A 23127-nucleotide genomic window follows, 5' to 3' on the forward strand; every position below is an offset into this window, starting at 1 on the left:
TCAGGATTTATGTTTATTTCACAAGCACTTTGCGCACTGTTCCGTCAGACATCTTCACGATATTGATGCCTCTCTGCAGTGTCTGCATCTTCGCACCGGAAAGCGACCAGATGCCCTCAACCTTGGCATCGGCAGCGTTTTCGATGTCTTCTATTGCGTCTGTATCAAGTTCGTTCACATAGTCTGTGCCATCGAAGTAAACCACTTTGTGTGTCTTGTCAAGCACCGGATGCATGTCTTCATCAAGTGTTTGGAAGAATACCACATCCTCGCTCTTCTTACCATTGAGCAGGTAACACAGTTCACCGTTTCTAACCTGAGTACTTGTGACGCTTGTCACCTGTGAGCCGTCAAGTTCGTAGCAGTTGGTAAATCCAGTCTTATTTCCACGTGCAAAACTATTGTTTGCATCGGGTGATTGAAGAATGACCTCTCCTGCATTATAGCAGTTGACAATTTCTGCTCTATCGCCAAGCCATCCTGACAGTCCTGCACTTTCGCGTTGTGCAGTTATGATACCTGTATTATAACAATTCGTGATATATACAAGAGCCTTCTGCTGGTCGTTCACACCAAGTATACCACCGGCATTTGCACCAGTAACAGTGATATCTGCCTCATTGCCACAACCGGTAATCTCAACAAGTCCTTTATTGACAATTGTTCCAACGATACCTCCGGCCCATGCTTTTGCATAGATATAGCACGAAGCATCCATTATCACATTTCTGATCTTTGCACCTCCGTTTATAACACCGAACAATCCTTTATTGCCTTCCATATCATTCTCTATCATCAGATTGTAGATACGGTGTCCATTGCCTTCAAACACTCCTCCATAAGGATAATCCACAGTTCCTATACCAGGATAATTGTATATGCCGCTCATATCAATATCAGCACCAAGTGTAATGTTCATCATCCGGCTTGCAAACCCGGTCGCAATGTCGTCGGCAGCAGCCATGAGTTGTTCTGCAGTTGTGATATAGCGTGCACCACAGTTCTGACAGACACCATCAATATAATCATGCTCATGAACATTTGTCACCGCCTCGTCGTTTGTGAATGTAGCATTGGCACCCAGTGTCTTGTCACAGTTGACGTCACCGGCCACATTCACAGTCTTATGACTCATGAAAGGCAACGGATAAGCATCGGCGCCTAGAGTCTGCGTCCAAGATGCTCCGCAAGAGCTGAATGCATTGAGCATATAACACAACTCACCTGAAGCAGCTGCATCTTCATCCTTGAGTAATGTCGCGTCTTCTGTGTCCAGGAATGGTGTCCAATAATAGCAGTTGTCATACTGTACGTTATTGCGTGCGAACACGTCATACAATCCTGATGTTGAGAAATTAAGATTGCTTATCACATAAACATTCTGCAACAGAATTTCCTTAGCTCCATGAGCATATCCGATGATTCCCGCACTACCTTCACTTTGCGGAGCATCTATCTGTCCGGCATAGCCACAGTTGCGGAATACAATATTGTCATGTGTGTTGGAAGCAAGTCCTCCGTGTGTAGCATCACCTGAATAAGACGATGTGATGTTGACGTCGCTAACACAATTCTCGATGAGCGAAGAACCGGCCGACCTACACAAGATACCTCCGGCATAACGTGCAGAAGTGTTGATTGTTCCTGTAGTGAGCAGGTTACGTATTGTAGAATTCTTTATAAAACGGAACAGAGCCACGTTGTCATTACTTGTGTCATAAGCGATTGTTATCTTATGTTCGCGACCGTCGAATGTTCCTGTATACGAATTTTCCTCCACTTCACCAATCATCACACCTTTAGCACTGTAGCTGCTAAAATCTATGTCAGCAGTGAGATATGCACTGGCAGCAGCATCAACCCTGTTAGTATAAGCTGCAAACCAGTAGAGCTGCTGCGGTGTAGAAATAGCATACATGCCTTCTGCATCGGGTGACATGAAATCGGTATTGACATCTCCACAAGCAGAGCATACTCCGTCTACATAATCGTGTGGTTCACGTACAGAGAGATCTTCGTTTGAATAACCGTTTATCTGGCCTGCCGGTGTACCGTCGCAGTTAAGGTCTCCCACTACATACACGGTACCGTGTGTATTGAAAGGCACCGGCTGGCTGTCCTCACCAAGTGTCTGATACCATATATTATTATTGCCGTTGTTGTTCATCGCGTATGCTGCAGCACCACTCTCCAGTTCCTCCACACTCACCGGAGTGCCCTGATAACCATATATGTCGTAAAGACCTGACGATGTACAAGTATTGCGGTAGAGCGATTGTGTGCCGTCCATACCGACGATGTTTCCAGCGTTATAGCAGTTTCTGATGACAGAACCGCCGCCTACCCAACCGGAGATGGCAGCGCTCTCACGTCCGCCGTCTATATTTCCGGCGTTATAACAGTTGCTTATATTGAAGTTGCAACTTCCCAGATAGCTCACTCCGATGATGCCTGCTGCATTTGCTCCGTTTGCATAAACCGATGCCTCATTACCGCAGTTTTCGATAGTCACCGTTCCACCGCCAACAGATCCGCCGGCAATACCGCCGCAGAACTCCTCGCCATTGATTGAGCTGGCAGCGTCGACAATCACATTCTTTATATAAGCACCGTCGGCCACAGCTCCGAATAATCCAACATAGCTCTGTCCCGGTGCATCGATATTAAGATTGCGCACATAATGACAGTTTCCGTCAAAGGTTCCGTTGAAAGGCACTTCACTATTGCCGATGGGTGAGAACTCCACACCCGACATGTCCACATCGTTGGTAAGCACACCACGGATGTTGCTGCTGCCTCCACTTACAAGATTGGAGAACTCCATCAGATCAGATGCCGTCGCAATCTGATAAACATCATCTTTTATGTCTATTGCATATGCGCCAGACACGGCCCCAGTACCTAAGGCTGTCAACAAAAGATAAATAGGTAATCGTTTAATCATACGTTAAAATTAATTTAGGTTTATATAAAATTTAGATTCGTACCATGCAAAATTAGAAAAAAAAGAAAAATATATCAGCGTTTTTAGTACTTGTATAATGATTTTATCAGTTGTATAATCACATACAACTGATTATCAACATGTTACATTTCGCCATGTAACCGTTTTGTATTACAGAAAATACAGTACAGAATAAAGAATAAGACATGAAAAACATGCCTTGTTCATGTGTTTTTCGGATGTATTATACGACCTGCGGAGAGCTTACTGCCCATACGGCCGGCAGGTTTTCAGATGGCAATTATGGCCGGTTCGAACTTACTGTTGTCGAGCAGTGAGCGGTTTTTCACACGCGTCTTGTATGTGTTGACCGTATGCACCGAGTAGTTCAGGAAGTTGGCAATGCGCTCGCTGTCGTTTATGCCAAGACGTATAAGTGCGAAGATGCGCATTTCGGATGTCAGAGAATTCTTTCGCGGTATGGTGCGATACTTCTCGTCGAACAGCAGATTGTATTTCTCGATGAAGTCCGGGAACAGTTTGAGGAACGCAGCGTCGAACGACGCATACATACTGTCGCGCTCGGTGTCGAGCACAGTGCGGTCGATTATTGCGCGCAGGTCGCCATACTGATGAGCCACAATCTTGTGGTCGAGCACGGTGAAGAGTTTCTGTAATCTTGACAAAAGCTCAGAGTTGGCACAGAACGACATGCCGATATATTCGTTCTTGATCTTGTTCGCCTCGGTGAGTTGCCGGTTCACCTCACGCAGCTGTGCCAGGTTCTCGCTGATGGTATTGCGCGCCTGCATTATCTTTGCATTCTTGCGTCTGACAAATCTCACCGACAGCAACGACACAGCAAGCAGCACCACGAAGAGCGCGGCGGCAAGCATGAAGTAATTGCGCTGGCTGCGTATGGCCTCATAACGGTCCTGCTCGATGAGCGGCAATATGGCTCCAAGGTCTATCTTGCGCTGGCGCGAATCGTAGAAAGTGATGTCGTTGAGTGCGAGATGTATGTAACGGCTTGCGCGGTTGTAATCGTCCTTATATATGAGTTTGGCAAGCAGATAAAGCGCCGTTATCTCACGTGTGCACGAAATATTGTCGTAGATGGCCGACCTTGCGAAATACACCTTGGCACTGTCCGTCTGGCCCTGTCCGGTGAATGCCCATGCCACCACCGCATAGGTCATAGCCTTGGTATGACTGTCCACGTTGCCATACTTCTGGAAATTTCTGAACGCCTCGATGCTTTTCTCCCACTGTCCGGTACGCATCTGCAGCGTACACATGTGCATCCAGTACTCGGCACTGTTCTTCGGAGTCAGCATAACAAGCGTGTCCACATAGGCTATGCTCTTCTTCTTGTAATTGTCGCAGTAAGGCGTGCCGTTGGTATAATTGGCATTTTCCTGCCACAATTTCGAACACAGACTATAATAGTCTCTTTTCTGCTTCACGTCCAGGTGCTCGGGATTTATGACAGAAATCGTGTTGTAGGCTTCGTTCATGATGCCCGCCGATATCTGACAGAAGGCAACGGCGCAACGGGCCTCCACCATCATGTCGTCATTGCCGGTCTTTTCGGCCAGCTGCATGCACTGCCATGCATAAGCCATAGCCGAATCGTTGCGATAGGCCTTGTACTCCTCAAAAAGACTATGACACAGTTTGTAGCGTCGCACCGGTCCTTTTGCAACATTAAGCGAACGGCGCAGATATGCTATACGGTGCTTCTTCACATTCTCATACTTATCCTTGTGCTCAAGACTGTGGTCCAGTTTGCGCAGCCAGAACTCCACTTCGTCAGAAGCGGAGGACGTAAGAGGAAGGAGACATATTGTCAGTAGTATAATTATCAAGGATTTCATCGTGTGTTCTTTTTTCTGTAATTATAACAGTACTTCTGATTTGTGCCGCATGGTGGCGGCTACACATGACGTCCTGTATCGTCAGAATCTGCCTCATCTCCCGCATGCAGTACATCCAGCCGGATGTATGTGTACGCAAGGCACGGTAAAAGTAGAAGCAGATGATATAGATTGTTTCACAAAGTTACATATTTTTTGAAAAAAGAAAAACGATAGCCTTAAAATTTTAAGACATATTTTTATTTGCGCGCGATGCGGATGCCAAAGCAGAAGACATACATACACGCTATGTCTGAAAACTTGGATTTTATATCTATTTTAAGTTAACGCCACGACAGTTTTAACCCTCCGATTTTTCAGATGCAGTATGGACGTATGGCAGAGAAAACGCCATAAATGAGCCTCAACCACCGGAAAAGCCGGCCGACAGGAGCAGGAAGCAGACAAGAGAAAGGGACATTACAGTTCTGTAGAAATTCCGTGTGGATTGTTTTTAATCCATAAATCATCATAGAATAACCTAAAATGGCAGGACACCGCAATGTGGCATGAACAGCAACGGGGCTTTCCCCCCTAATGATAAATTCACACTGCCGCAACCGACACGCCCTCACAGCACGCTTGTTGCATATCTTTCAGTGCTTTTCCATATTACAGAATCAGCGTTTCTGAAGAAAACCCGAGAGGCGGACTTACAGTTTTTCTTGACTTTTTTTTGACAAAATATTTTCGGAAAACAGACGTAAGGGAATGTCAAATTCCATATAATAAAGGCTCTTTCCGCCCGAACAGCATTTTGACATACCCCATACTATATTCCGAAACAAATCGTCCGACGTTCTGATAATGCCCGTTTGAGGGTCTGATTCCGTCTGTATCATGGCGTGATATTAAGCATTTCAGCCCCTGATATGGACAATAACGCATGCTGAAACGGTGCTTATTGCAGGACGGAAAAACGGTTATCAAATATAAATATCTGACACTCAGCATCTTATAAAAACCTCTCATAATTCGCGTATTTGCGTCCGAAGGAGAGTCAGCCCGCAAATACTCGCTAATTTTTCGGGGTAGAACAGAAAACTCAGACGCGAAAACCACAGAGAACTGAAAATCTGTAAGTGCCCCGTTTTGTTTTTATTTCAAAAGAGGAACAACATCGTCGGTTCGGGATTCAAGCTGCAGGGTTTTAGTATAATCAATCCACACCGTATTTCCAACGGGCCTTTATGATACGTCGGAAAGTGCTTTCCAACGGCTGAGACGTGCTTCTACATGGTGCGAAAAAGGCGCAATGAGTATGCAGAAACAGTTTTGTGGGAGTATGAAGCGCTGTTTATCACAGAACAGGAAACGGTCCGCCGTCTGCACTATAAATATAAACGGCGGTACGACAATAACCTGACATACTCTTCATTTTCAGCATATAAACGGCAGGAAATGCGTTTGCCCACGTACATCCGAACTAAAAACGAGGTATGAGTAGGCCGGTGCGCGATTATATTTGAGAATAACCAATTATAAGATTCAGAAGCTGCCGTCGGTGCCCGATGGCGGAGGTATGACCGAAGGTGAGGGCGGTGGCAGCGTGGGCGGGAGAATAGTAGGATTGCGTGGCTGCTTCTTGTCGTACACGGCATCCTCCACCAGCTCCTTCACAAACCATCCAACGGGCAGTTCTACCACTATGCCGCGGCCGAAGTTGATCATTGGCGTCACTATGGGCACGGTGGTCCAGCGACGGAGGAAAGGATCGTACACCCGTTCCACACCAAGGTTTATGCCGAACCTCTCGCCCGTGTAACTGACATATCCACCGTAGGCAGAGCTGCCGATATAGGGCATGGCGGCCATCGAAACGTACGGCGAATTGTTGTAGAACCGGCCGAAGACGGTGAGCGACAGATTTTCGTTGAAGTTGTATGTGGCCGAGGCGTTGATACCATAGACGGTCTTCAGGCCGCGCGTGAGCAGATAGCGGTCGGCCGTAACGCCTGCCGTGAACATGAGGTTTCCTACTGTATGTACAGCCTGGAGCGACGCATTCTGATGCGAGAATAGTCCGGGCATCGTGGTACGGCTGCCGCTTCCCACGAGGGCTCCGCCCTTCCAGCGCATCAGGTCGCCGCCGGAAGAGTAGTCGTAGAAGAAAATGTTGCGTGAGAAATCGGCTCCACCGCGCGGATACACCGACGGATAATAGCGTGCTGACATGGCTCCGGCAATGCGGCGCATGGTGCTGTCGGCAGTGGTGGCGGGCTGTTGTGGCGCCTTGCCGGGAAGTGTGGTGAACGGCTTGCGCGTGACAGGTATGCCGCCAAGGTCGGGCTCAGGACTCTGCGTGACGTCCGGAATGCTTTGTCCGACGTCCGGTTTCTCCACCGGTTCCTGTGCGTGGACTACAATCGGAACCACGCATACCGTCACGGCAAACAATATGTGTCTGAGCCATACCATAAGCAGGTGGGTGTTTCTTTATTTCATCATCCATACGCCCTTGTGCTCCACCATCGGCACGACAATCTCCTCTCTGGTGCTGTCGCCATAGCAGAGCAGAAGATAGGCGCTGGCCACATGGCGGGCTGTATCGGCGCGGGCACGCAGCAGACGCACGGAGGCTATGCCCTTGCGTTCCTCGTGCTGCTGGGCTTCGAACATCTTGGCGTTGGCTATGAGCTGCTCGCGATACACGCCGGGAATGCTGTCGGGCTGGAAGAAGCCGTCTACATAAGCGTCGTATTTGCCTTCCACGAGATAGTCGTAGTAGAGCTTTGCCGTGCGGCCGGCCATTTCGTCGGCCGACGGTTTCTGCTCAGAGCACGCCCACATCGCAGCGACCGCAATGGCCGCAATTATAAACAATCTGCGCATACTGATCGTTGTTTTATGAGTGTAAGGCCATATTGAGTGTCACTTCTGTCTGATGAATATGTTTATCGGACAGCCGTGCATAGGCCAGTTCTCGCGTATCTTGTTCTCAAGGAAGCGGCGGTAAGGCTCCTTGACATACTGCGGCAGGTTGGCATAGAACACGAACGAAGGTATCTGCGTGTTGGGAAGCTGCGTGCAGTATTTTATCTTGATGTACTTGCCCTTTATCGATGGTGGCGGATAAGCCTCGATAAGAGGAAGCATCACCTCGTTGAGCTTGGCCGTTCCTACCTTCGACTTGCGGTTGAGATATACGCTCTTGGCCATCTCGAGCACCTTGAAGATGCGCTGCTTGGTAAGGGCCGAGGCGAAGATGATGGGGAAATCGACAAACGGAGCCATGCGTTCGCGTATGGCGTTCTCGAAGGTCTTTATCACCACCTGATCCTTGTTCTCCACGAGGTCCCACTTGTTCACCACCACCACAAGCGACTTGTTGTTGCGCTGTATGAGCTGGAATATGTTCATGTCCTGCGCCTCGATGCCGCGGGTTGCATCTATCATGAGTATGCAGACGTCCGAATACTCAATGGCACGTATGGAACGCATCACCGAATAGAACTCCAGATCTTCCGTCACCTTGTTCTTGCGGCGTATGCCGGCGGTATCGACAAGATAGAAGTCGAAGCCGAACTTGTCGTAGCGGGTGTATATGCTGTCGCGAGTTGTTCCGGCTATCTCGGTCACGATATTGCGGTCTTCGCCTATGAAGGCGTTTATCAGACTGCTCTTTCCTGCATTAGGACGTCCCACAACAGCGAAGCGCGGAATACCGTCTTCGAGCAGTTCGCTCTTGTCTTCGGGCAGTTTTGAGAGCACGAGGTCGAGCAGATCGCCCGTTCCGCTGCCGGTTGCAGAGCTGATGCACTGCGGGTCGCCCAGTCCGAGTGCGTAGAACTCGGCCGCGTCGTATATCTGATTGTTGTTGTCGGTCTTGTTTGCAACGAGTATCACGGGGCGCTTGGTGCGGCGCAATATTGCAGCCACGTCCTCGTCCCAGTCGGTCAGTCCGGTGGTCACGTCGACGAGGAACAGAATGAGGTCGGCCTCCTCTGTTGCCACAAGCACCTGCTTGCGTATGGCGTCCTCAAATATGTCGTCTGAATTGACAACCCATCCGCCGGTGTCAACGACGGAGAACTCACGGCCGTTCCAGTCGCACTTGCCGTACTGGCGGTCGCGCGTTGTGCCCGCAGTATCACTCACGATGGCACTGCGCGTCTTTGTCAGTCTGTTGAAAAGTGTCGATTTGCCTACATTAGGGCGTCCGACTATTGCTACTAAATTTGCCATTTTTCAGATGTTTTTGATTTCAACGATAATGATGTATGCCGTAAGGGCGCACCTATCACGCATCCTTCAGGCGTATGTCCGCCGCATGGGCGGCAGGCGTCATACAGGATTGTATCCGAAGCTGTCGAGCTCACGCTTGGAGTTGCGCCAGTCTTTGTCCACCTTGACGAATATCTCCAGATAGACGTTCTTGCCGAAGAACTTCTCCAGAGACTTGCGGCTCTCGGTGCTCACTTTCTTCAGCGCGATGCCCTGATGACCTATGATGATGCCTTTCTGCGAGTCGCGCTCCACGTATATCACGGCTCCTATGCGTATGAGGTTGTCCGTTTCCTTGAACGACTCCACCCTCACCTCGACAGAATAAGGAATTTCCTTCGAATAGTAAAGCAGGATTTTCTCGCGCACAATCTCGCTCACGAAAAAGCGGGCGGGCTTGTCCGTCAGCTGGTCCTTGTCGAAATAAGGCGGCGAATCGGGCAGAAGCTCCTTAATGCGTTTCATGAGCAAGTCGATGCCGAACTTGTTCTGAGCCGATATCGGCAGTATCTCGGCCGATGGCAACAGGCCGTGCCATTTCTCCACAAGGTCGCCCAGCGTCTTGTTGTCGCTCTGGTCTATCTTGTTGATGAGCAGCAGCACGGGAATGGTCATCTTGCCCACCTTCTCAAGAAAGTCCATATTCTTCTCGGGGTTCTCCACCACATCGGTGACGTAGAGCAGCACGTCAGCATCCTGAAGCGCCGACTCCGAGAAGGCGAGCATAGACTCCTGGAGCTTGTAGTTGGGCTTCAGCACACCCGGAGTGTCCGAAAAAACTATCTGCGCATCGTCCGTGTTGACAATGCCCATGATGCGGTGGCGCGTGGTCTGCGCCTTGAATGTGGCAATGGATATGCGCTCGCCGACAAGCTGATTCATCAGTGTTGACTTGCCGACGTTGGGATTTCCCACTATATTTACAAAACCTGCTTTGTGCATACTATATATTTATTGCAGCAAAGATACGTAAAAAATTCTGCACTTACAACATTACACAGTAAGAATAAACAGAAATGACACGCACAATAAAGACAGTCTGCGCCCGTTATAATGCAAACAACAAAACACTGGATACATGATGAAGAAAATCTGTCTGATGCTGCTGATGGCCGTGACTCTGCTCTGTTCGTGCAGCAACGAGCCCCGACCCACCGATCCCGGCGCATACAAGGCGCTGCAGGAACTGAAAGAAAAATACCTGAGTCTGATGTACGGAGAATGGCAGAACGAAATGCCGAGAGAGGACGGACAGCTGAAAAGCGTGGTCAATCTGAAACTGAACGAGGACAGGACGTTCACACTCGTCGAATCGGCACTGACTCCCGACGACAACGGAGAATGGACAAGCACTCTCGAATACAAAAGCGAGGGGACATGGTCTCTGAACGTGGTGCGCAACGACAACGACGAACTGCGCCCCATACTTTATCTTAAAGAACGCCAGGAAGGCGGCACCGTGGGCCGTATGATTGACTTTCGGAATGTCGATAACGACGTGCTGCACATCGACTTATATCCTTTCAGTGAGCTGAAAAGAGTGGAATAGACAGCAAAAATCCGCAATATTTCGCGTAAAACCCGTGTTTTTCACGATTTTATACTAATTTTGCAGACGAATCAACGAAATATAAATAATGACTCACAATTTATTGAAAGGTAAGCGCGGTATTATTTTCGGTGCGCTTAACGAAGACTCCATTGCATGGAAAGTGGCTGTGAAAGCCGTTGAAGAAGGTGCCACCATCACTCTGAGTAACACTCCGATGGCACTCCGCATGGGTACGCTCGACGAACTGAGCAAAAAACTCAACGCTCCCGTTGTGGCTGCCGATGCTACAAGCGTTGAAGATCTGGAAAAGGTATTCGCTGAATCAGTGAAACTCCTCGGAGGCAAAATCGACTTTGTACTCCACTCTATCGGAATGAGCCCCAACGTACGCAAACGCCGTACATACGATGATCTGGACTACGGTTATCTGCAGAAGACACTCGACATCTCGGCCATCTCATTCCACAAGATGCTTCAGGTTGCAAAGAAACAGGACGCCATCGCCGAATACGGTTCGGTGGTAGCACTGACATACGTCGCTTCTCAGCGCACATTCTTCGGCTACAACGACATGGCCGACGCCAAGAGCATGCTCGAAAGCATCGCGCGCAGCTTCGGTTACATCTACGGCCGTGAGAAGAACGTACGCATCAACACCATATCTCAGTCGCCTACTCCTACAACAGCAGGAAAAGGTATCAAGGATATGGACAACCTCATGGACTTCTCCAACAAGATGTCACCTCTGGGCAACGCATCTGCAGAGGAGTGCGCAAACTACTGCGTAATGATGTTCTCCGACTTCACCCGCAAGGTGACAATGCAGAACCTCTTCCACGACGGAGGATTCTCTTCAATGGGTATGAGCCTCAGAGCCATGAACCAGTATGCAAAGGATCTCGCTCCTTACGAGGACGAGAACGGAAAGATTATCTACGGATAATAAGCACAAAACGCAAATATACCATAAAGAAACGGCATCGCGGAATTTTCGCGATGCCGTTTCTTTATGGTCTTTCTCAGCAATACTAGCCGGCAACAGATATATCCTCGCCAGCCGTCATGCTCACATTATCACTTTCTGACCGCTGTTGTTTATATATATTCCGTGCTGCGGATCGGCGACTCTCTGGCCGGAGATATTATAATAAACACTGTCCTGGTTTTCCTCCAGCGTCACATCATTGATATTGTCTGGCACATCACACGAAACTTCGAGCACCGTATAGCTTTTCGCTTCAAGTACCATCTGCATGTCCTGCAGTTCCACTTCCTGCGGAACTATCTTCTCCGGTTCGTGCGGAGTGTTCCTGTCCGCAAGGTCTCCACAAAGAGAAACTCTCTTGATATTGCTTATATCGCCGACATTTTTTATGTCGATATCCACAGATATATCATTAGAAGATGTATTCACTATATGCAATACAACGGTGCTGCCATCCTCACTGCGCGTCGCAGTCATATTGATGTTGCGGTTCGAACATACGTTATCTATCAGAAGCGGCTGATGATGTGAGGCAGCCATCTGCTGTGCGTAGTACGGCGGCTGACACCAAGACATGGAACTGTTGAAGAATATCTGTCCCTGATCCCAGCCGTTATCGTTCTGCAGATATGGCTGCAACGCGTTGGCAGGACTGTCGAGTTGGACAAATCCATCCATCTTTCTCACAGCGTTCAGAACTATGGCGTGACTGAGCGCACGGTGCATATTGTGGGTATTGCCGTTCTCTTCGAGTATCGCACATTTCATCGATGTCTGAGGATTCCAGCCGAGGAACATCTGCCGCATGTTCTTAAGTTCGGTCTCAACAGCACGTGCCTGGTCTATCTCGTCGGTCCATGGATGATAATCCCACAGCGCAGCCTTGCCGTCAAGACTCTTGAACACATATTCCATAAGCTCCGGTTTGTCCTGACGCCACCACGCGGCGTTGATGAACTGAAGCTCCGGATAAAGCGGATGTATGGCATCGTAGAAGGCGAGGAAACGCTCCACATAGTGCTTGTATGCGCCTAACGACTCGTCGCCGATATTTTCCTCGTTTCCTATTTCAATATATTTCAGGTCGTAAGGTTTCAGTTCTTCCAGCAGAGCGATGACGTCCTGCGGATCGTCTTCGATGTTTATGCTGAAGGTAGGTTCGGTTCCTATCTTACGTGCGAACTCAACAAACTCGATTATTCCGAAACCGTTCGTACTGTAACGATACCAATGACCCTTGTAAGGAGGTCGTTTGTCGCGCGGTCCCATCATATTCTTCACCTTATATTCAGGAGCGTTTATCATTGTTCCACCATATCTCAGGAAGGTCTGTTTCTCGTTCATGAAGTTCCGGGTGAGGTCTGCCCTGTAAGGAAAACTCTGCGTATGGAGCATTGCCATGTCAACCCACATCGAACCTTCTTCGTCAAGAGCCACGACGAAACGTGCGTTATTGTCAGATACCGACGGCGTCATCTCGAAATCGAAACGTTTCCATTCCTCTCCTATTCCGCTTATTTCCTTGCGACAATATTCCACGCTGCCGTCAGCATTCTGCAATGCCACGTATGCCTTTTCCACGTCACCTTTAAGATATACATATCCTTTCATAGGCTCTTCACCTGTAACACCGATGCCCCATTTGTTCAATCCGAAATTACAGATGCCGTCGCCCTGCGTGCCGGTGATCTTCTGTGAGTATGTGCCGTTGAACGCCTGCGTGCCGTCATGAGTATAAACACCGTTGCCGACAGGAAGCCACATGGCGCTCACTCCCACCGGACTGTTTCTCAGAGCGATAGTCTCACCGTTTATCTTCAGGTTGCGGAAGCTCGCAGGGCCGTCAAAGGTGCGCACTCCCACCTTACCTTTCATCAGCGGAGTATTCTCGTCCACATATTCGTAAACGCTTTTTCCGTTCAGCCATACGGAAAATGTGTTTCCGTTGAAATCCACGCGCAGCCTGTTCCAGTCAGATGAATTGAACGACACAGGGATGCTTTCTATTGGCTGCCAGTTATGATCGTGCTTGCCAATCACAAGTGTATGGTCGTCCGCATCAAGACTTATCTCATATCCTCTGAAACCGTCCGCGCCGTTGCCCGCATCCGAAACGTCAACGATAAGACCCGATATGGAACGGCTGCCATCCATACGCACGTCCGTCTCTACCGAACCTTCCTGCATGTCATGACTCTGATACACAGCCTTGGCAAAGGCGGATGTCGCGGTTTTCATCACATTGTCCGTCACTGTCCAGAAGTCATCATAACGCTTGAAGTTCTCAACATCAAGAGGCAACGCCCTGAATTCTATCATGTCACCGTCTATCCGCAGATTTCTGAAACTGGCAGAACCGTCATAACTTCTCAGGCCGACATATCCGCCGGTCAGCGGATTCGTCACATCTTCATAATCATATACCTCGTCACCATTCAGAAAAACCGTGAACCTCGCCCCGTCAAAATCGACACGCAGTTTGTTCCATTCTCCGGGAGTTACGGTCAGAGGGACCTCCGCTACGGGCTGCCAGTTGTTCTCATGCTTGCCCACCACGAGTTTGCGTTCTGCCGCATCCACGCTCACTTCATACCCGTTGAAAGCATCCGCACCATTGCCCGCACCGCTCACATTGAATATGAAACCGGCGATGGCATCAGCTCCATCTATGCGCATGTCAACATCTACAGACGCCTTCTGCAGGCTTCGATCTTGATAAACAATCTTACCGAAGCCGTCCGTATCTATTCTCAACACATCGTTCTCCAGGCTCCACTGGTTGTCGTAAGACGCAAAACCGTTGACCAAAGAGAAGGCAGGCTCCTCAAAACTCTCGCCGAATATACGCTGGTCGTACAATCCGCCGTATATCTCATGGTTCACATCCTCTGCCCCGGCACCGTAAATCAGAGCCGGGATAGAGCCTTCTATTTTGGAGGCATCCACTGTTATACGGGTCTGTGCAGATAACGACAAAGGCACGACTGACGCCAATAACGCAACAATAGTCTGTTTCATAAGGCTGTATGGTTTTTAATTTTGTTATATAATATATCTGATTAATGATCCAAGTTGTCATTCTGTGAAAACACCACCACCTTGCTTTGCAGGTACGGGAGCATCCGTCCGTCACGCACCTATGCAGCAATGCACTTATACGGCAGGCGGAAACGCGGTATGCAGACAGTAATCACGCACATCCTGTTTCTTCATTGGAACAGCTTATATACGGTTAATAATAATTTAGATTCCGGCAACAAATATAGCAACAATATTCCATACTGGTACGAACTGATACGGTTTTTAAATTTTTATAACATTCTGGCTACCAGACAATATTTGCTCATGCAAACCATATTTAAGGAAATTAAACTATGTAAAGAAAAACACTTTACCGAATATTATACGTATATTTGCACATGACATTCCGCGTGTTCACACATACATAATGAAAACATGAAACAGAACGAATCAAAATACAAACTGGTGGTCAACCATGTGATAGACGGCATAAACAACGGAGAGATAAGCAAAGGCGACCGTCTGCCGTCAATCAACGAGTATCGCCACATGTTCAATCTGTCACGCGACACGGTGTTTGCCGGCATAAAGGAACTGAAAGCCCACGGCATAATATCGTCGGCACCGGGCGTGGGCTACTTCGTGAGCAACGTGCGGCTGAACCTCAAGCAGAACATTTTTCTGCTTTTCAACGAGATGAACTCATTCAAGCAGGAGTTATACGATGCCTTCATGTCGGGCCTCGACAAGGACGACAAGGTGGACCTGCAGTTCCATAATTACAACCGTCGGGTGTTCGAGACGCTGCTCCGCGAGGCCAACGGTAAGTACACCACATACGTGCTGATGCCGGGAAAGTTCCAGGGACTGGCTCCGCTGCTCGACAGCCTCAACGGACGCGTATTCCTGCTCGACCACTATCATCCCGAGCTTCGCGGCCGTTACTCAGGCGTAGGGCAGAATTTTGAGAACGACACATACAACGCCCTTGTCTCCGGACTGCCCCATCTGCACAAATACAAACGCATCTGCATGATACAGAGCGAGGCAAAAGAGCCTTACGAACGCTTCACCGGACTTCAGAGATTCGCACGCGAAAACGGTTTTGAATGTAAATACATGAACGGTTTCAACGGAAAACACATCAGCACGGCCGACCTGTTCATGATAGCCAACGACGCCGACCTTGTCAAGGTATTGAAGCAGGCCGCACGCCAGAACATGGAGCCCGGCCGCGAATTCGGCATCATCTCATACAACGACACCACGCTGAAAGAGATTCTGGCAGGCGGCATAGCCACGCTGTCAACCGACTTCAGAAAGATGGGAAAGACCATGGCGTCGCTCCTGAAACGCAAGGAGATAATAAACATAGACAACGCCTGGAACCTGACAATACGCAAATCGCTGTAAGACCGTCAGACAAACAGCGCCAAAAATACACCAAAAGCCATGAAGACCGGCGCCGGCCGCCCACGCGCAATACTCATTCCCGTCCGGCGAAACCATATCCCCACAGACATAAAAACAAAAACGTGTGCACAGCATCAAGCCGTGCACACGTTCCTATGATTCTTGATAATATTGTTCTTTACTTCGCGTCAGCCACCTTGTCGCCATCGTAAGCCCATTTGTAGAATGAAGCTCCGTGAACGAAACCGGCTCCGAACGCTGTGAATATCACATTGTCACCTTTCTTGAGCTGCTTCTCGAAGTCCCAGAGAGCGAGCGGAATGGTAGCAGCACTCGTGTTACCGTAGCGCTGTATGTTCACCATCACCTTCTCCATAGGGATGCCCACACGCTTGGTCACTGCCTCGATGATACGCATGTTGGCCTCATGAGGAACAACCCATTTCACGTCGTCGGCTGTCAGATTGTTGTTCTCCATCACCTTGAGCACGTCGTCACCCATGTTGGTAACTGCATAACGGAACACCGTGCGGCCTTCCTGATACAGATAGTGGAGACGATGGTTAACGGTGAAATGAGAAGCAGGACAAACCGAACCGCCGGCTTTCATGTGCAGGAACGGAAGTCCCATGCCGTCTGTACGGAAGTAAGTGTTCTGCACACCTACATTCTCTTCCTCCGTAGCCTCAACAAGAGCAGCTCCGGCACCGTCGCCGAAGAGCACACATGTTGTGCGGTCGCGATAGTCAACGAGCGACGACATCTTGTCGGCTCCGATGACAATCACTTTCTTGTAGCGTCCGCTCTGGATCATCGACGCAGCCATGTCGAGCGCATAAAGGAATCCGCAGCATGCTGCCTCGAGGTCGAATGCGAAAGCGTTCTTCAGTCCCAGTTTGCCCAGAACGATAGAAGCCGTTGACGGGAATTTATAGTCAGGCGTTGTAGTGCTGACAATAAGAGCATCGATGGTATCAGGATCCGTGCCTGTTTTCTTCAGCAACTGCTTGGCAGCCTTGCGCGCCAGATAGCTTGTACCCAGGCCTTCCTCGGTGAGGATGTGACGTTCCTTGATGCCGACGCGAGTCATGATCCACTCATCGCTCGTGTCAACCATGCGCGACAGTTCCTCATTGTTGAGGACATAATCGGGCACGTATCCGCCGATGCCGGTGATTATCGCGTTGATCTTTCCCATCGATTATTCAGCAACTTCCTTTACGATTGCCACCTTGCCTCTGTAATATCCGCAAGTCGGGCATACTGTATGATAAACATAATAAGCGCCACAGTTAGGACATACTGCCAGTGTAGGTGCTACTGCCTTATCATGAGTTCTTCTTTTGAGTGTACGAGTCTTTGACTGTCTTCTTTTAGGATGTGCCATTTTCTTTTAATCTTTAATTATTGTTTTTAATTTTTCCAGTTCACTCCAGCGCGGATCCACCGCTGTCGCACCGTCCTCCTCGCTGCTTCGGGCAGCCGAGTGCTCTTCGAGAGCCTTTATCATGACAGGATTACATTTGCCAGGTGCATGCACATGTCTGACGGGAACGGCAAGAGCAATGAATTCGTATATGAGCCACGCCACGTCGAGAACGCCTTCGCTCTCATCGACAATGACGAGGTTTTCGTCTTCTGAACATTCGTCACCAAACTTAGCCACGATGTGGTTGTGCGACTCTATGGGCTGCTCCATGTCGTCGAGACACAGGTCGCAGGCCACCGTCACAGTTCCCGAAATGGAGAAATCAAGTTCGTAATGAGTTGACGAGCGGCGGACATCCAGACTGACATGCACGTCGCCTCCACCTACTTCCGAACCGCCAACGGCACTGAAGTAAGCATCGCCGAGGTCATACTGAAACGTCGTGACGCCGGTCTCCAACCCTTTCAAATCTATTTTAAAAGACTCCAAGCTGAACATCGGGCTATAAGGATAGTCTGCGCAGACAGTGCCGACGCGAGGAAACCGTTTGCTTCACACGCACACAGAGCAGAGTCTGCCTTTGGGATGCAAAGTTACAAATTATTTTCATACCAGCACATAAAAAAGCAAAAAATCATGTTATTTAAGTATCTGACACCGATAACGGGCCGTGTTTGCCGCTCCTTTTCGCACACTTAGGCAGAAACGTGCAACCAAAACCGGCCACCCGAACGTCAAAAACAGCCACACGGCAATGACACGCCGGCAGGAGCATCCCCCACCCTGCATGCGCACGTATTTGCAAATTTTCATTAACATCCATTCACATTCCGCACACTGGATTTAACACATCATTTTCCCGATTACAGAGAAATTCCGTCCGCCGGATGCTCTCCGGAAAGCCCGTTCCGTACATTCCACATAGCGGCACCGCGCTGACGGTCTTGCGAAAGAGCCCGTTTCACGCTCTGATATTAACTGTTTTAGGGCCTGATATGCACCATATCACCACCTGAAACGGCCCGTATCGGAGTGCAATAAAGGCTCTTTCGCAGGACGAAGAAAATACCGCCGGAATATCATCTCCGGTAAATCACTATCTGTCAACAATTTACAAAGACTCGTCATTTTTACGATTTTCCGAACAAAATCCTGTCACGGACGATTTCACGCAGTTTTTACGAGATTTCCACGATAAAAATTTAACTTTTCCGACTGCGCTTTTTGTTTTTTTATATCTCTGCGGATGGTCCGATGAGGAGTATCCGTCCGCGCCGTCGCTGTCAGCCATCGTCCGCACATCATGAGCAGAAATGAGAGCAGTATGAAGCCCTACGGATAATTTAAATTAAAAAACATATCATCCTTTTGCGCAAGTTGTTGTATTTCATTACCTTTGTATAATACACAAGACTGCGGGCGGAAAGACACAGAACAGAACACCATTCCGCCAGGATGCACGCATCTTTTCATGCCGATAAAAGGAAACCAACATACTAACCCTCAAAAACAATAATGCCAACATGAAACCAGAACCTATCAGGAAAAGACGGACGGCAATGCTCGCCGCGCTGTTAGCAGGCGCGCTGTGCACGTTCGGACAAGCAACGACAGACTACAACGAACTGCCCAACCCCACCGCAACAGACGCCAAGGCATGGAGCGCGGTGAAGAAAGTCACCGCAGGATGGGGCGACACCGACACCCGTTACAACAAGGAACTGCCCGCCAAGGCCACCGCCGGGAGCATCAGTCTCACGGCATGGCGGGGCGAGAAAGTGTCGGCGCAGCTCGCAGTGAGCACGCCGGAGAAACTGTCCGCACTCACCTTCGAGGCAGGCGACCTCACCGGCTCAGCCTCAACAATAAGCAAGGCGAACGTACGGACGGCCTTCGTGAGATATGTAATGGCGGACGAACTGCAGAAGGACGGACAGAACACGTGCGGCGGACGCAATCAGGAGGAGTACAGACATTTTCTCGTGGCCGACCCGATAGACCATCTCACGCGCCAACTCGACATGGAGTCCAACACCACCCGCTGCGGATGGGTGAGCATAAGCGTGCCGCAGAATGCCAAGGCAGGCACATATCGCGGCACCGTAGAGGTGAAGGCTGGCGGCAAAACGATAGCGTCGCTGCGCCTCAACCTGAAGGTGACAAACCGTACACTACCTTCAGCCAAAGACTGGAAATTCCACTTAGACCTATGGCAGAATCCTTACGCCGTGGCCCGTTACTACAACGTGGAGCCGTTCAGCAACGAGCACTTCAGACTCATGCGCCCGATAATGCTGCTCTACGCCGACGCCGGCGGCAAGGCCATCACCGTGCCGATGATGCACCGTCCGTGGAACGGACAGACCTACGACGCCTTCCCGAGCATGATAACGTGGATGAAGAAGGCCGACGGCACATGGGCGTTCGACTACACGGCGTTCGACAAATGGGTGGAGTTCATGATGAGTCTCGGCGTGAAAAAACAGATAAGCTGCTACTCCATGATTCCGTGGAAGCTCTCTTTCTCTTACCTCGATCAGGCCACCAACTCGTTCAAAGCCATCGACGCCAATCCGGGCGACAAGGCCTACGAACAGCTGTGGACGGAGATGCTCCGCTCGTTCGCCGCTCACCTGAAAGAGAAGGGATGGTTCGACATCACCCACATAGCCATGGATGAACGCCAGCTGAAGGACATGCTCGCCACGCTCGAGGTGATACGCAAGGCCGACAGCGGCTTCAAGGTGGCGCTCGCAGGCTCATATCACAAGGAACTTGAGGACAAACTCGACGACTACTGCGTGATAATAAACGAGAAATTCCCTGCCGAAACCGTAGCCAGCCGACGCGCAGCAGGCATGAACACCACGTTCTACACATGCTGCACACCGCCGCGCCCCAACACCTTCATACAGAGTCCGCCGGCAGAGTCGGAGTGGCTGGCATGGCACAGCGCAAAGGAAGACCTCGACGGATATCTGCGCTGGGCATTCAACAGCTGGACCGCAAGTCCGCTCACCGATGCATGCTTCACCGCATGGCCGGCCGGCGACCCGTTCCTTGTCTATCCCGACGGCCGCAGCTCCATAAGGTTTGAGCGTATGGCGGAGGGCATACAGCAGTATGAGAAGGTGCGCCTGCTGAAGGAGGAAGCCCGCAGCAAAGGCAACAAGTCGATGCTGAAGAAGATAGAAAACATACTGTCGGCGTTCGACGAGAAGCTGCTAGACCAGACAACGGCCACAGAAGCCGTGAACAGGGCGAAGGCCGCCATAAACAGACTATGACGCCGCCGGCACACCGCGACAATATGCGAAGACCGTGGCACTGAGGCTCTCAGCCCGTGCCACGGTCTTCTTCGTTATACGTTCCGCAGCGATATGCATGCCGCCACCGTGCCGCTGCCATGCCCGTATCGCGCAGAATAAATATTATGACCTACTATGATGAAACGTAAAATCCATCTGTCCGTCCCGTACGCTGTGCGCCGGAGACAGACAGATGTTGCAGGGTTCCGATCAACGGAAGCGCGGATTATTCGTCTGTTGTTTTCTTTTTAAGAAATATATTCACAGTGTTCTTGCCTGAAGTGCCGCCTTTATCCACCACTACCGACTTTATGTCGTTCGGCAAAAGGGCTTCAACCTCTTCCTTTGTCACGGTCTTGCCGTCAATCATATAGGTGGGTTCTTTATCCATATTGTAAATCTCGACTCTCTTTGGTTTCTTTCCTTCACTGTTCAACGTGACAATTCTCACGTCCTTCACGTCACCCACTGTCACCGGCTTGTCCTTCTGGTGTATCGTAATAGTATTCACCTTGCCTGCTGTTGCCTTATTTTCTGAAGATGCGGAAGAAGCAGAAGACTCACCGGCAGACTTTTTCATGGTCACGACAATTACTCCATTCTTCGCCTTCTCACCATATATCTTAGTAGCAGAATCGTCCTTAAGGACAGTCACCGAATTTATTTTTGACACGTCAAGACCATTCAACTCGTTCATGTCTGTCTCACGGTCATCAATCACCACAAGCATATCATTAGGAACAGACTTTGCTCCCACATTTATCAACTGTTTCAACGACTCAGCAGGCATAGCCGTCTTGCTGGTAGCGGAAGCCTTCGCCGATGTCATGTTCTCACTCTTTGTGTCTGCCTTCACAATCATTGCGCCGGCTTCAGATACTACCTTGTCACTCTCCAGTGCCACCTCACCGGCCATCTTTGTGGCTGCCGGAATGGCGAATACAAACACTGACACTGCGGCCAAAGGAAGCACCACGGCTGCCTTGACACGGTTCCACGGATTTGATTTTTTCATTTTCATCATAGTTATACGTTTTTTTAAGTTGGTTTGGTTCAGATTGTTTGCCATGGCGAAAAGGCGTTCGCCCACTGCCTTGCGTATGAGAAGTAGCTGATATCCGGATGCATCGACACCCCGGCGGAGCACGGCGTCGTCGGCCTCATACTCGTGAACATCGCGCAGTTCGGCACGCAACAGCCACGCCGCCGGCGAGAACCAGCAGAACATTATTATGGTGTTGCACAGAGCTATATCGACGGAATGGAGGCGGGCCACGTGTGCCTGCTCGTGTATCACTATCTCCCGGGCTCCCGCCGCGTAGTCTTTCTCACTGATGACTATGCGCCGGAACCAGCTGAAAGGTGCTCTGTCGCCAGGCACTACGGTCACCACCGCACCGCAGGTCTCACACCGCCGGCCGCCGCGCAGGAGCATCGTAAGGCGCAACAGCGACACCACCGAGCGCAACAGAAGCAGCGCGAAACCGGCTATCCACACCAGCGTGAGCACTTGCACGAGCGTCAGCCCCGCCCCGTCGCCCTCTGTTTCGACCGCAGTCTGTACGAAGGCGGCTTCGGCAAGGGCGATGGTCTGATGTACGGGAGCAGGTGTCTCCAGCGTAATGTGCATGAGAGGCAGCAGGAGAGCGGCCGCCTGCATCGTGAGCAGTACACCGCGGTTGAAGGCATGAAAGCTCTCGCGGCTGAGCAGCAGTTTGTACGTCAGATAGAATATGGTTTGAAAAACTGCCACCTTTATTATATATACGAAGAACATTCCCATTGTGATAATGTTTACAGGTTAGCTTTGTCTGATTGTATGACGGGCGCACGACAATGGCCTGCACGCCATGGAGAGAACGGATAATGGCGCGGAACTATTTGTCCTTCACCATGTCTATTAGTTTCTTCAGGTCGTCCACAGTGAGGTCTTCCTCCTTCACGAGCGACGACACAGCGTCGAGATAGGAATTGCCGAAGAACTTGCTGATGACGTTTTTCAGCGATCCGCGGCTATACTCGTCGCGGCTCACCGTGGCGAAATACTGGAAACTGCGTGCCGACAGAGCGCGGTGCGACAGGAAACCTTTCTCCTCAAGTATGCGCACGAGCGTCGAAAGAGTATTCACATGCGGCTTCGGGTCGTCATAACAACTTTGAAGTTCGCGTATCTGCATGTCGCCGCGACTCCAGTAATGATTCATTATCTCTTCTTCCTTGTTTGTAAGTGTCTTCATAACAGTTTCTGTTTTTTACAATGGCAAAGTAACTAAAACTTTTAGTTGAGTGCAAGAAAAGAGAGTTAATAAAACTAAAACGATTAGTTATTTAACTA

16 protein-coding genes are annotated in these 23127 nt (G+C 49.9%); 4 read left to right on the top strand and 12 right to left on the bottom strand.

Going from position 1 to position 23127, the window contains the following annotated elements; genetic code table 11:
* Positions 1–13: 13 nt before the first annotated feature.
* The 6 genes from WKT13_RS04990 to era all read right to left on the bottom strand — a co-directional run bounded on the left by WKT13_RS04990 (position 14) and on the right by era (position 10026).
* Positions 14–2944 (bottom strand): hypothetical protein, encoded by a 2931-nt coding sequence (locus tag WKT13_RS04990; RefSeq protein ID WP_340323080.1) that lies wholly within the window; start codon positions 2942–2944, stop codon positions 14–16.
* 290 nt (positions 2945–3234) lie between these two features.
* Positions 3235–4821 carry a DUF6377 domain-containing protein gene (locus WKT13_RS04995; RefSeq protein ID WP_340323081.1) on the bottom strand — a complete coding sequence of 529 codons (1587 nt, stop codon included), beginning with the start codon at positions 4819–4821 and terminating at the stop codon, positions 3235–3237.
* A 1527-nt stretch (positions 4822–6348) separates the two neighbouring features.
* Positions 6349–7278, bottom strand: coding sequence for a hypothetical protein (locus tag WKT13_RS05000; protein WP_340323082.1), 930 nt, complete (start codon positions 7276–7278; stop codon positions 6349–6351).
* Positions 7279–7296: 18 nt separating this feature from the next.
* Positions 7297–7692 (bottom strand): hypothetical protein, encoded by a 396-nt coding sequence (locus tag WKT13_RS05005; protein ID WP_340323083.1) that lies wholly within the window; start codon positions 7690–7692, stop codon positions 7297–7299.
* Between the two features lie 39 nt (positions 7693–7731).
* Positions 7732–9045, bottom strand: coding sequence for a ribosome biogenesis GTPase Der (gene der / locus WKT13_RS05010; protein ID WP_340323084.1), 1314 nt, complete (start codon positions 9043–9045; stop codon positions 7732–7734).
* Between the two features lie 99 nt (positions 9046–9144).
* A complete protein-coding gene (era, locus tag WKT13_RS05015; protein ID WP_340323085.1) occupies positions 9145–10026 on the bottom strand; it encodes a GTPase Era in 882 nt (293 codons plus the stop codon).
* 136 nt (positions 10027–10162) lie between these two features.
* On the opposite strand from era, the gene WKT13_RS05020 reads away from it, so the two are divergent.
* The gene (locus WKT13_RS05020; RefSeq protein ID WP_298618134.1) at positions 10163–10633 is read left to right on the top strand and encodes a hypothetical protein; all 471 of its coding nucleotides are present in this window, start codon (positions 10163–10165) and stop codon (positions 10631–10633) included.
* Between the two features lie 88 nt (positions 10634–10721).
* Entirely contained in the window at positions 10722–11579 is an 858-nt protein-coding gene (locus tag WKT13_RS05025; RefSeq protein WP_298618133.1) for an enoyl-ACP reductase FabI, read from the top strand.
* A 123-nt stretch (positions 11580–11702) separates the two neighbouring features.
* Here WKT13_RS05025 and WKT13_RS05030 read toward each other — a convergent pair whose 3' ends face one another.
* On the bottom strand, positions 11703–14639 hold the full coding sequence (locus WKT13_RS05030; RefSeq protein ID WP_340323086.1) for a family 16 glycoside hydrolase: 2937 nt from the start codon (positions 14637–14639) through the stop codon (positions 11703–11705).
* A 438-nt stretch (positions 14640–15077) separates the two neighbouring features.
* Here WKT13_RS05030 and WKT13_RS05035 point away from each other — a divergent pair, with 438 nt between their 5' ends.
* Positions 15078–16055 (top strand): GntR family transcriptional regulator, encoded by a 978-nt coding sequence (locus WKT13_RS05035; RefSeq protein ID WP_298618131.1) that lies wholly within the window; start codon positions 15078–15080, stop codon positions 16053–16055.
* Between the two features lie 178 nt (positions 16056–16233).
* On the opposite strand, the gene WKT13_RS05040 is transcribed toward WKT13_RS05035, so the two are convergent.
* From WKT13_RS05040 to WKT13_RS05050, 3 genes are read right to left on the bottom strand one after another with little or no spacing between them, the layout of a single operon-like run.
* Complete coding sequence (locus WKT13_RS05040; protein ID WP_340323087.1) at positions 16234–17253, bottom strand: beta-ketoacyl-ACP synthase III; 1020 nt, start codon at positions 17251–17253, stop codon at positions 16234–16236.
* 3 nt (positions 17254–17256) lie between these two features.
* Positions 17257–17442, bottom strand: coding sequence for a 50S ribosomal protein L32 (gene rpmF, locus WKT13_RS05045; protein WP_021993472.1), 186 nt, complete (start codon positions 17440–17442; stop codon positions 17257–17259).
* A 6-nt stretch (positions 17443–17448) separates the two neighbouring features.
* A complete protein-coding gene (locus WKT13_RS05050) occupies positions 17449–17982 on the bottom strand; it encodes a YceD family protein (protein WP_298618129.1) in 534 nt (177 codons plus the stop codon).
* A 1025-nt stretch (positions 17983–19007) separates the two neighbouring features.
* Here WKT13_RS05050 and WKT13_RS05055 point away from each other — a divergent pair.
* The gene (locus tag WKT13_RS05055) at positions 19008–20771 is read left to right on the top strand and encodes a DUF4091 domain-containing protein (protein ID WP_340323088.1); all 1764 of its coding nucleotides are present in this window, start codon (positions 19008–19010) and stop codon (positions 20769–20771) included.
* 247 nt (positions 20772–21018) lie between these two features.
* Here WKT13_RS05055 and WKT13_RS05060 read toward each other — a convergent pair whose 3' ends face one another.
* Both WKT13_RS05060 and WKT13_RS05065 read right to left on the bottom strand, forming a co-directional pair.
* Positions 21019–22575 carry a M56 family metallopeptidase gene (locus WKT13_RS05060; RefSeq protein WP_340323089.1) on the bottom strand — a complete coding sequence of 519 codons (1557 nt, stop codon included), beginning with the start codon at positions 22573–22575 and terminating at the stop codon, positions 21019–21021.
* 94 nt (positions 22576–22669) lie between these two features.
* The gene (locus WKT13_RS05065) at positions 22670–23029 is read right to left on the bottom strand and encodes a BlaI/MecI/CopY family transcriptional regulator (RefSeq protein WP_340323090.1); all 360 of its coding nucleotides are present in this window, start codon (positions 23027–23029) and stop codon (positions 22670–22672) included.
* Positions 23030–23127: the final 98 nt, after the last annotated feature.

This window comes from Prevotella sp. HCN-7019 (assembly GCF_037890215.1).
Lineage (GTDB): Bacteria > Bacteroidota > Bacteroidia > Bacteroidales > Bacteroidaceae > Prevotella.

Coding starts and splice junctions, on each gene's coding strand:
- der (WP_340323084.1), bottom strand. CDS start 9,045: ATGGCAAATTTAGTAGCAATAGTCGGACGCCCTAATGTAGGCAAATCG.
- WKT13_RS05040 (WP_340323087.1), bottom strand. CDS start 17,253: ATGGGAAAGATCAACGCGATAATCACCGGCATCGGCGGATACGTGCCC.
- WKT13_RS05055 (WP_340323088.1), top strand. CDS start 19,008: ATGAAACCAGAACCTATCAGGAAAAGACGGACGGCAATGCTCGCCGCG.
- WKT13_RS05030 (WP_340323086.1), bottom strand. CDS start 14,639: ATGAAACAGACTATTGTTGCGTTATTGGCGTCAGTCGTGCCTTTGTCG.
- WKT13_RS05020 (WP_298618134.1), top strand. CDS start 10,163: ATGATGAAGAAAATCTGTCTGATGCTGCTGATGGCCGTGACTCTGCTC.
- WKT13_RS04995 (WP_340323081.1), bottom strand. CDS start 4,821: ATGAAATCCTTGATAATTATACTACTGACAATATGTCTCCTTCCTCTT.
- era (WP_340323085.1), bottom strand. CDS start 10,026: ATGCACAAAGCAGGTTTTGTAAATATAGTGGGAAATCCCAACGTCGGC.
- WKT13_RS05035 (WP_298618131.1), top strand. CDS start 15,078: ATGAAACAGAACGAATCAAAATACAAACTGGTGGTCAACCATGTGATA.
- WKT13_RS05005 (WP_340323083.1), bottom strand. CDS start 7,692: ATGCGCAGATTGTTTATAATTGCGGCCATTGCGGTCGCTGCGATGTGG.
- WKT13_RS05060 (WP_340323089.1), bottom strand. CDS start 22,575: ATGGGAATGTTCTTCGTATATATAATAAAGGTGGCAGTTTTTCAAACC.
- WKT13_RS05000 (WP_340323082.1), bottom strand. CDS start 7,278: ATGGTATGGCTCAGACACATATTGTTTGCCGTGACGGTATGCGTGGTT.
- WKT13_RS04990 (WP_340323080.1), bottom strand. CDS start 2,944: ATGATTAAACGATTACCTATTTATCTTTTGTTGACAGCCTTAGGTACT.
- WKT13_RS05050 (WP_298618129.1), bottom strand. CDS start 17,982: ATGTTCAGCTTGGAGTCTTTTAAAATAGATTTGAAAGGGTTGGAGACC.
- rpmF (WP_021993472.1), bottom strand. CDS start 17,442: ATGGCACATCCTAAAAGAAGACAGTCAAAGACTCGTACACTCAAAAGA.
- WKT13_RS05025 (WP_298618133.1), top strand. CDS start 10,722: ATGACTCACAATTTATTGAAAGGTAAGCGCGGTATTATTTTCGGTGCG.
- WKT13_RS05065 (WP_340323090.1), bottom strand. CDS start 23,029: ATGAAGACACTTACAAACAAGGAAGAAGAGATAATGAATCATTACTGG.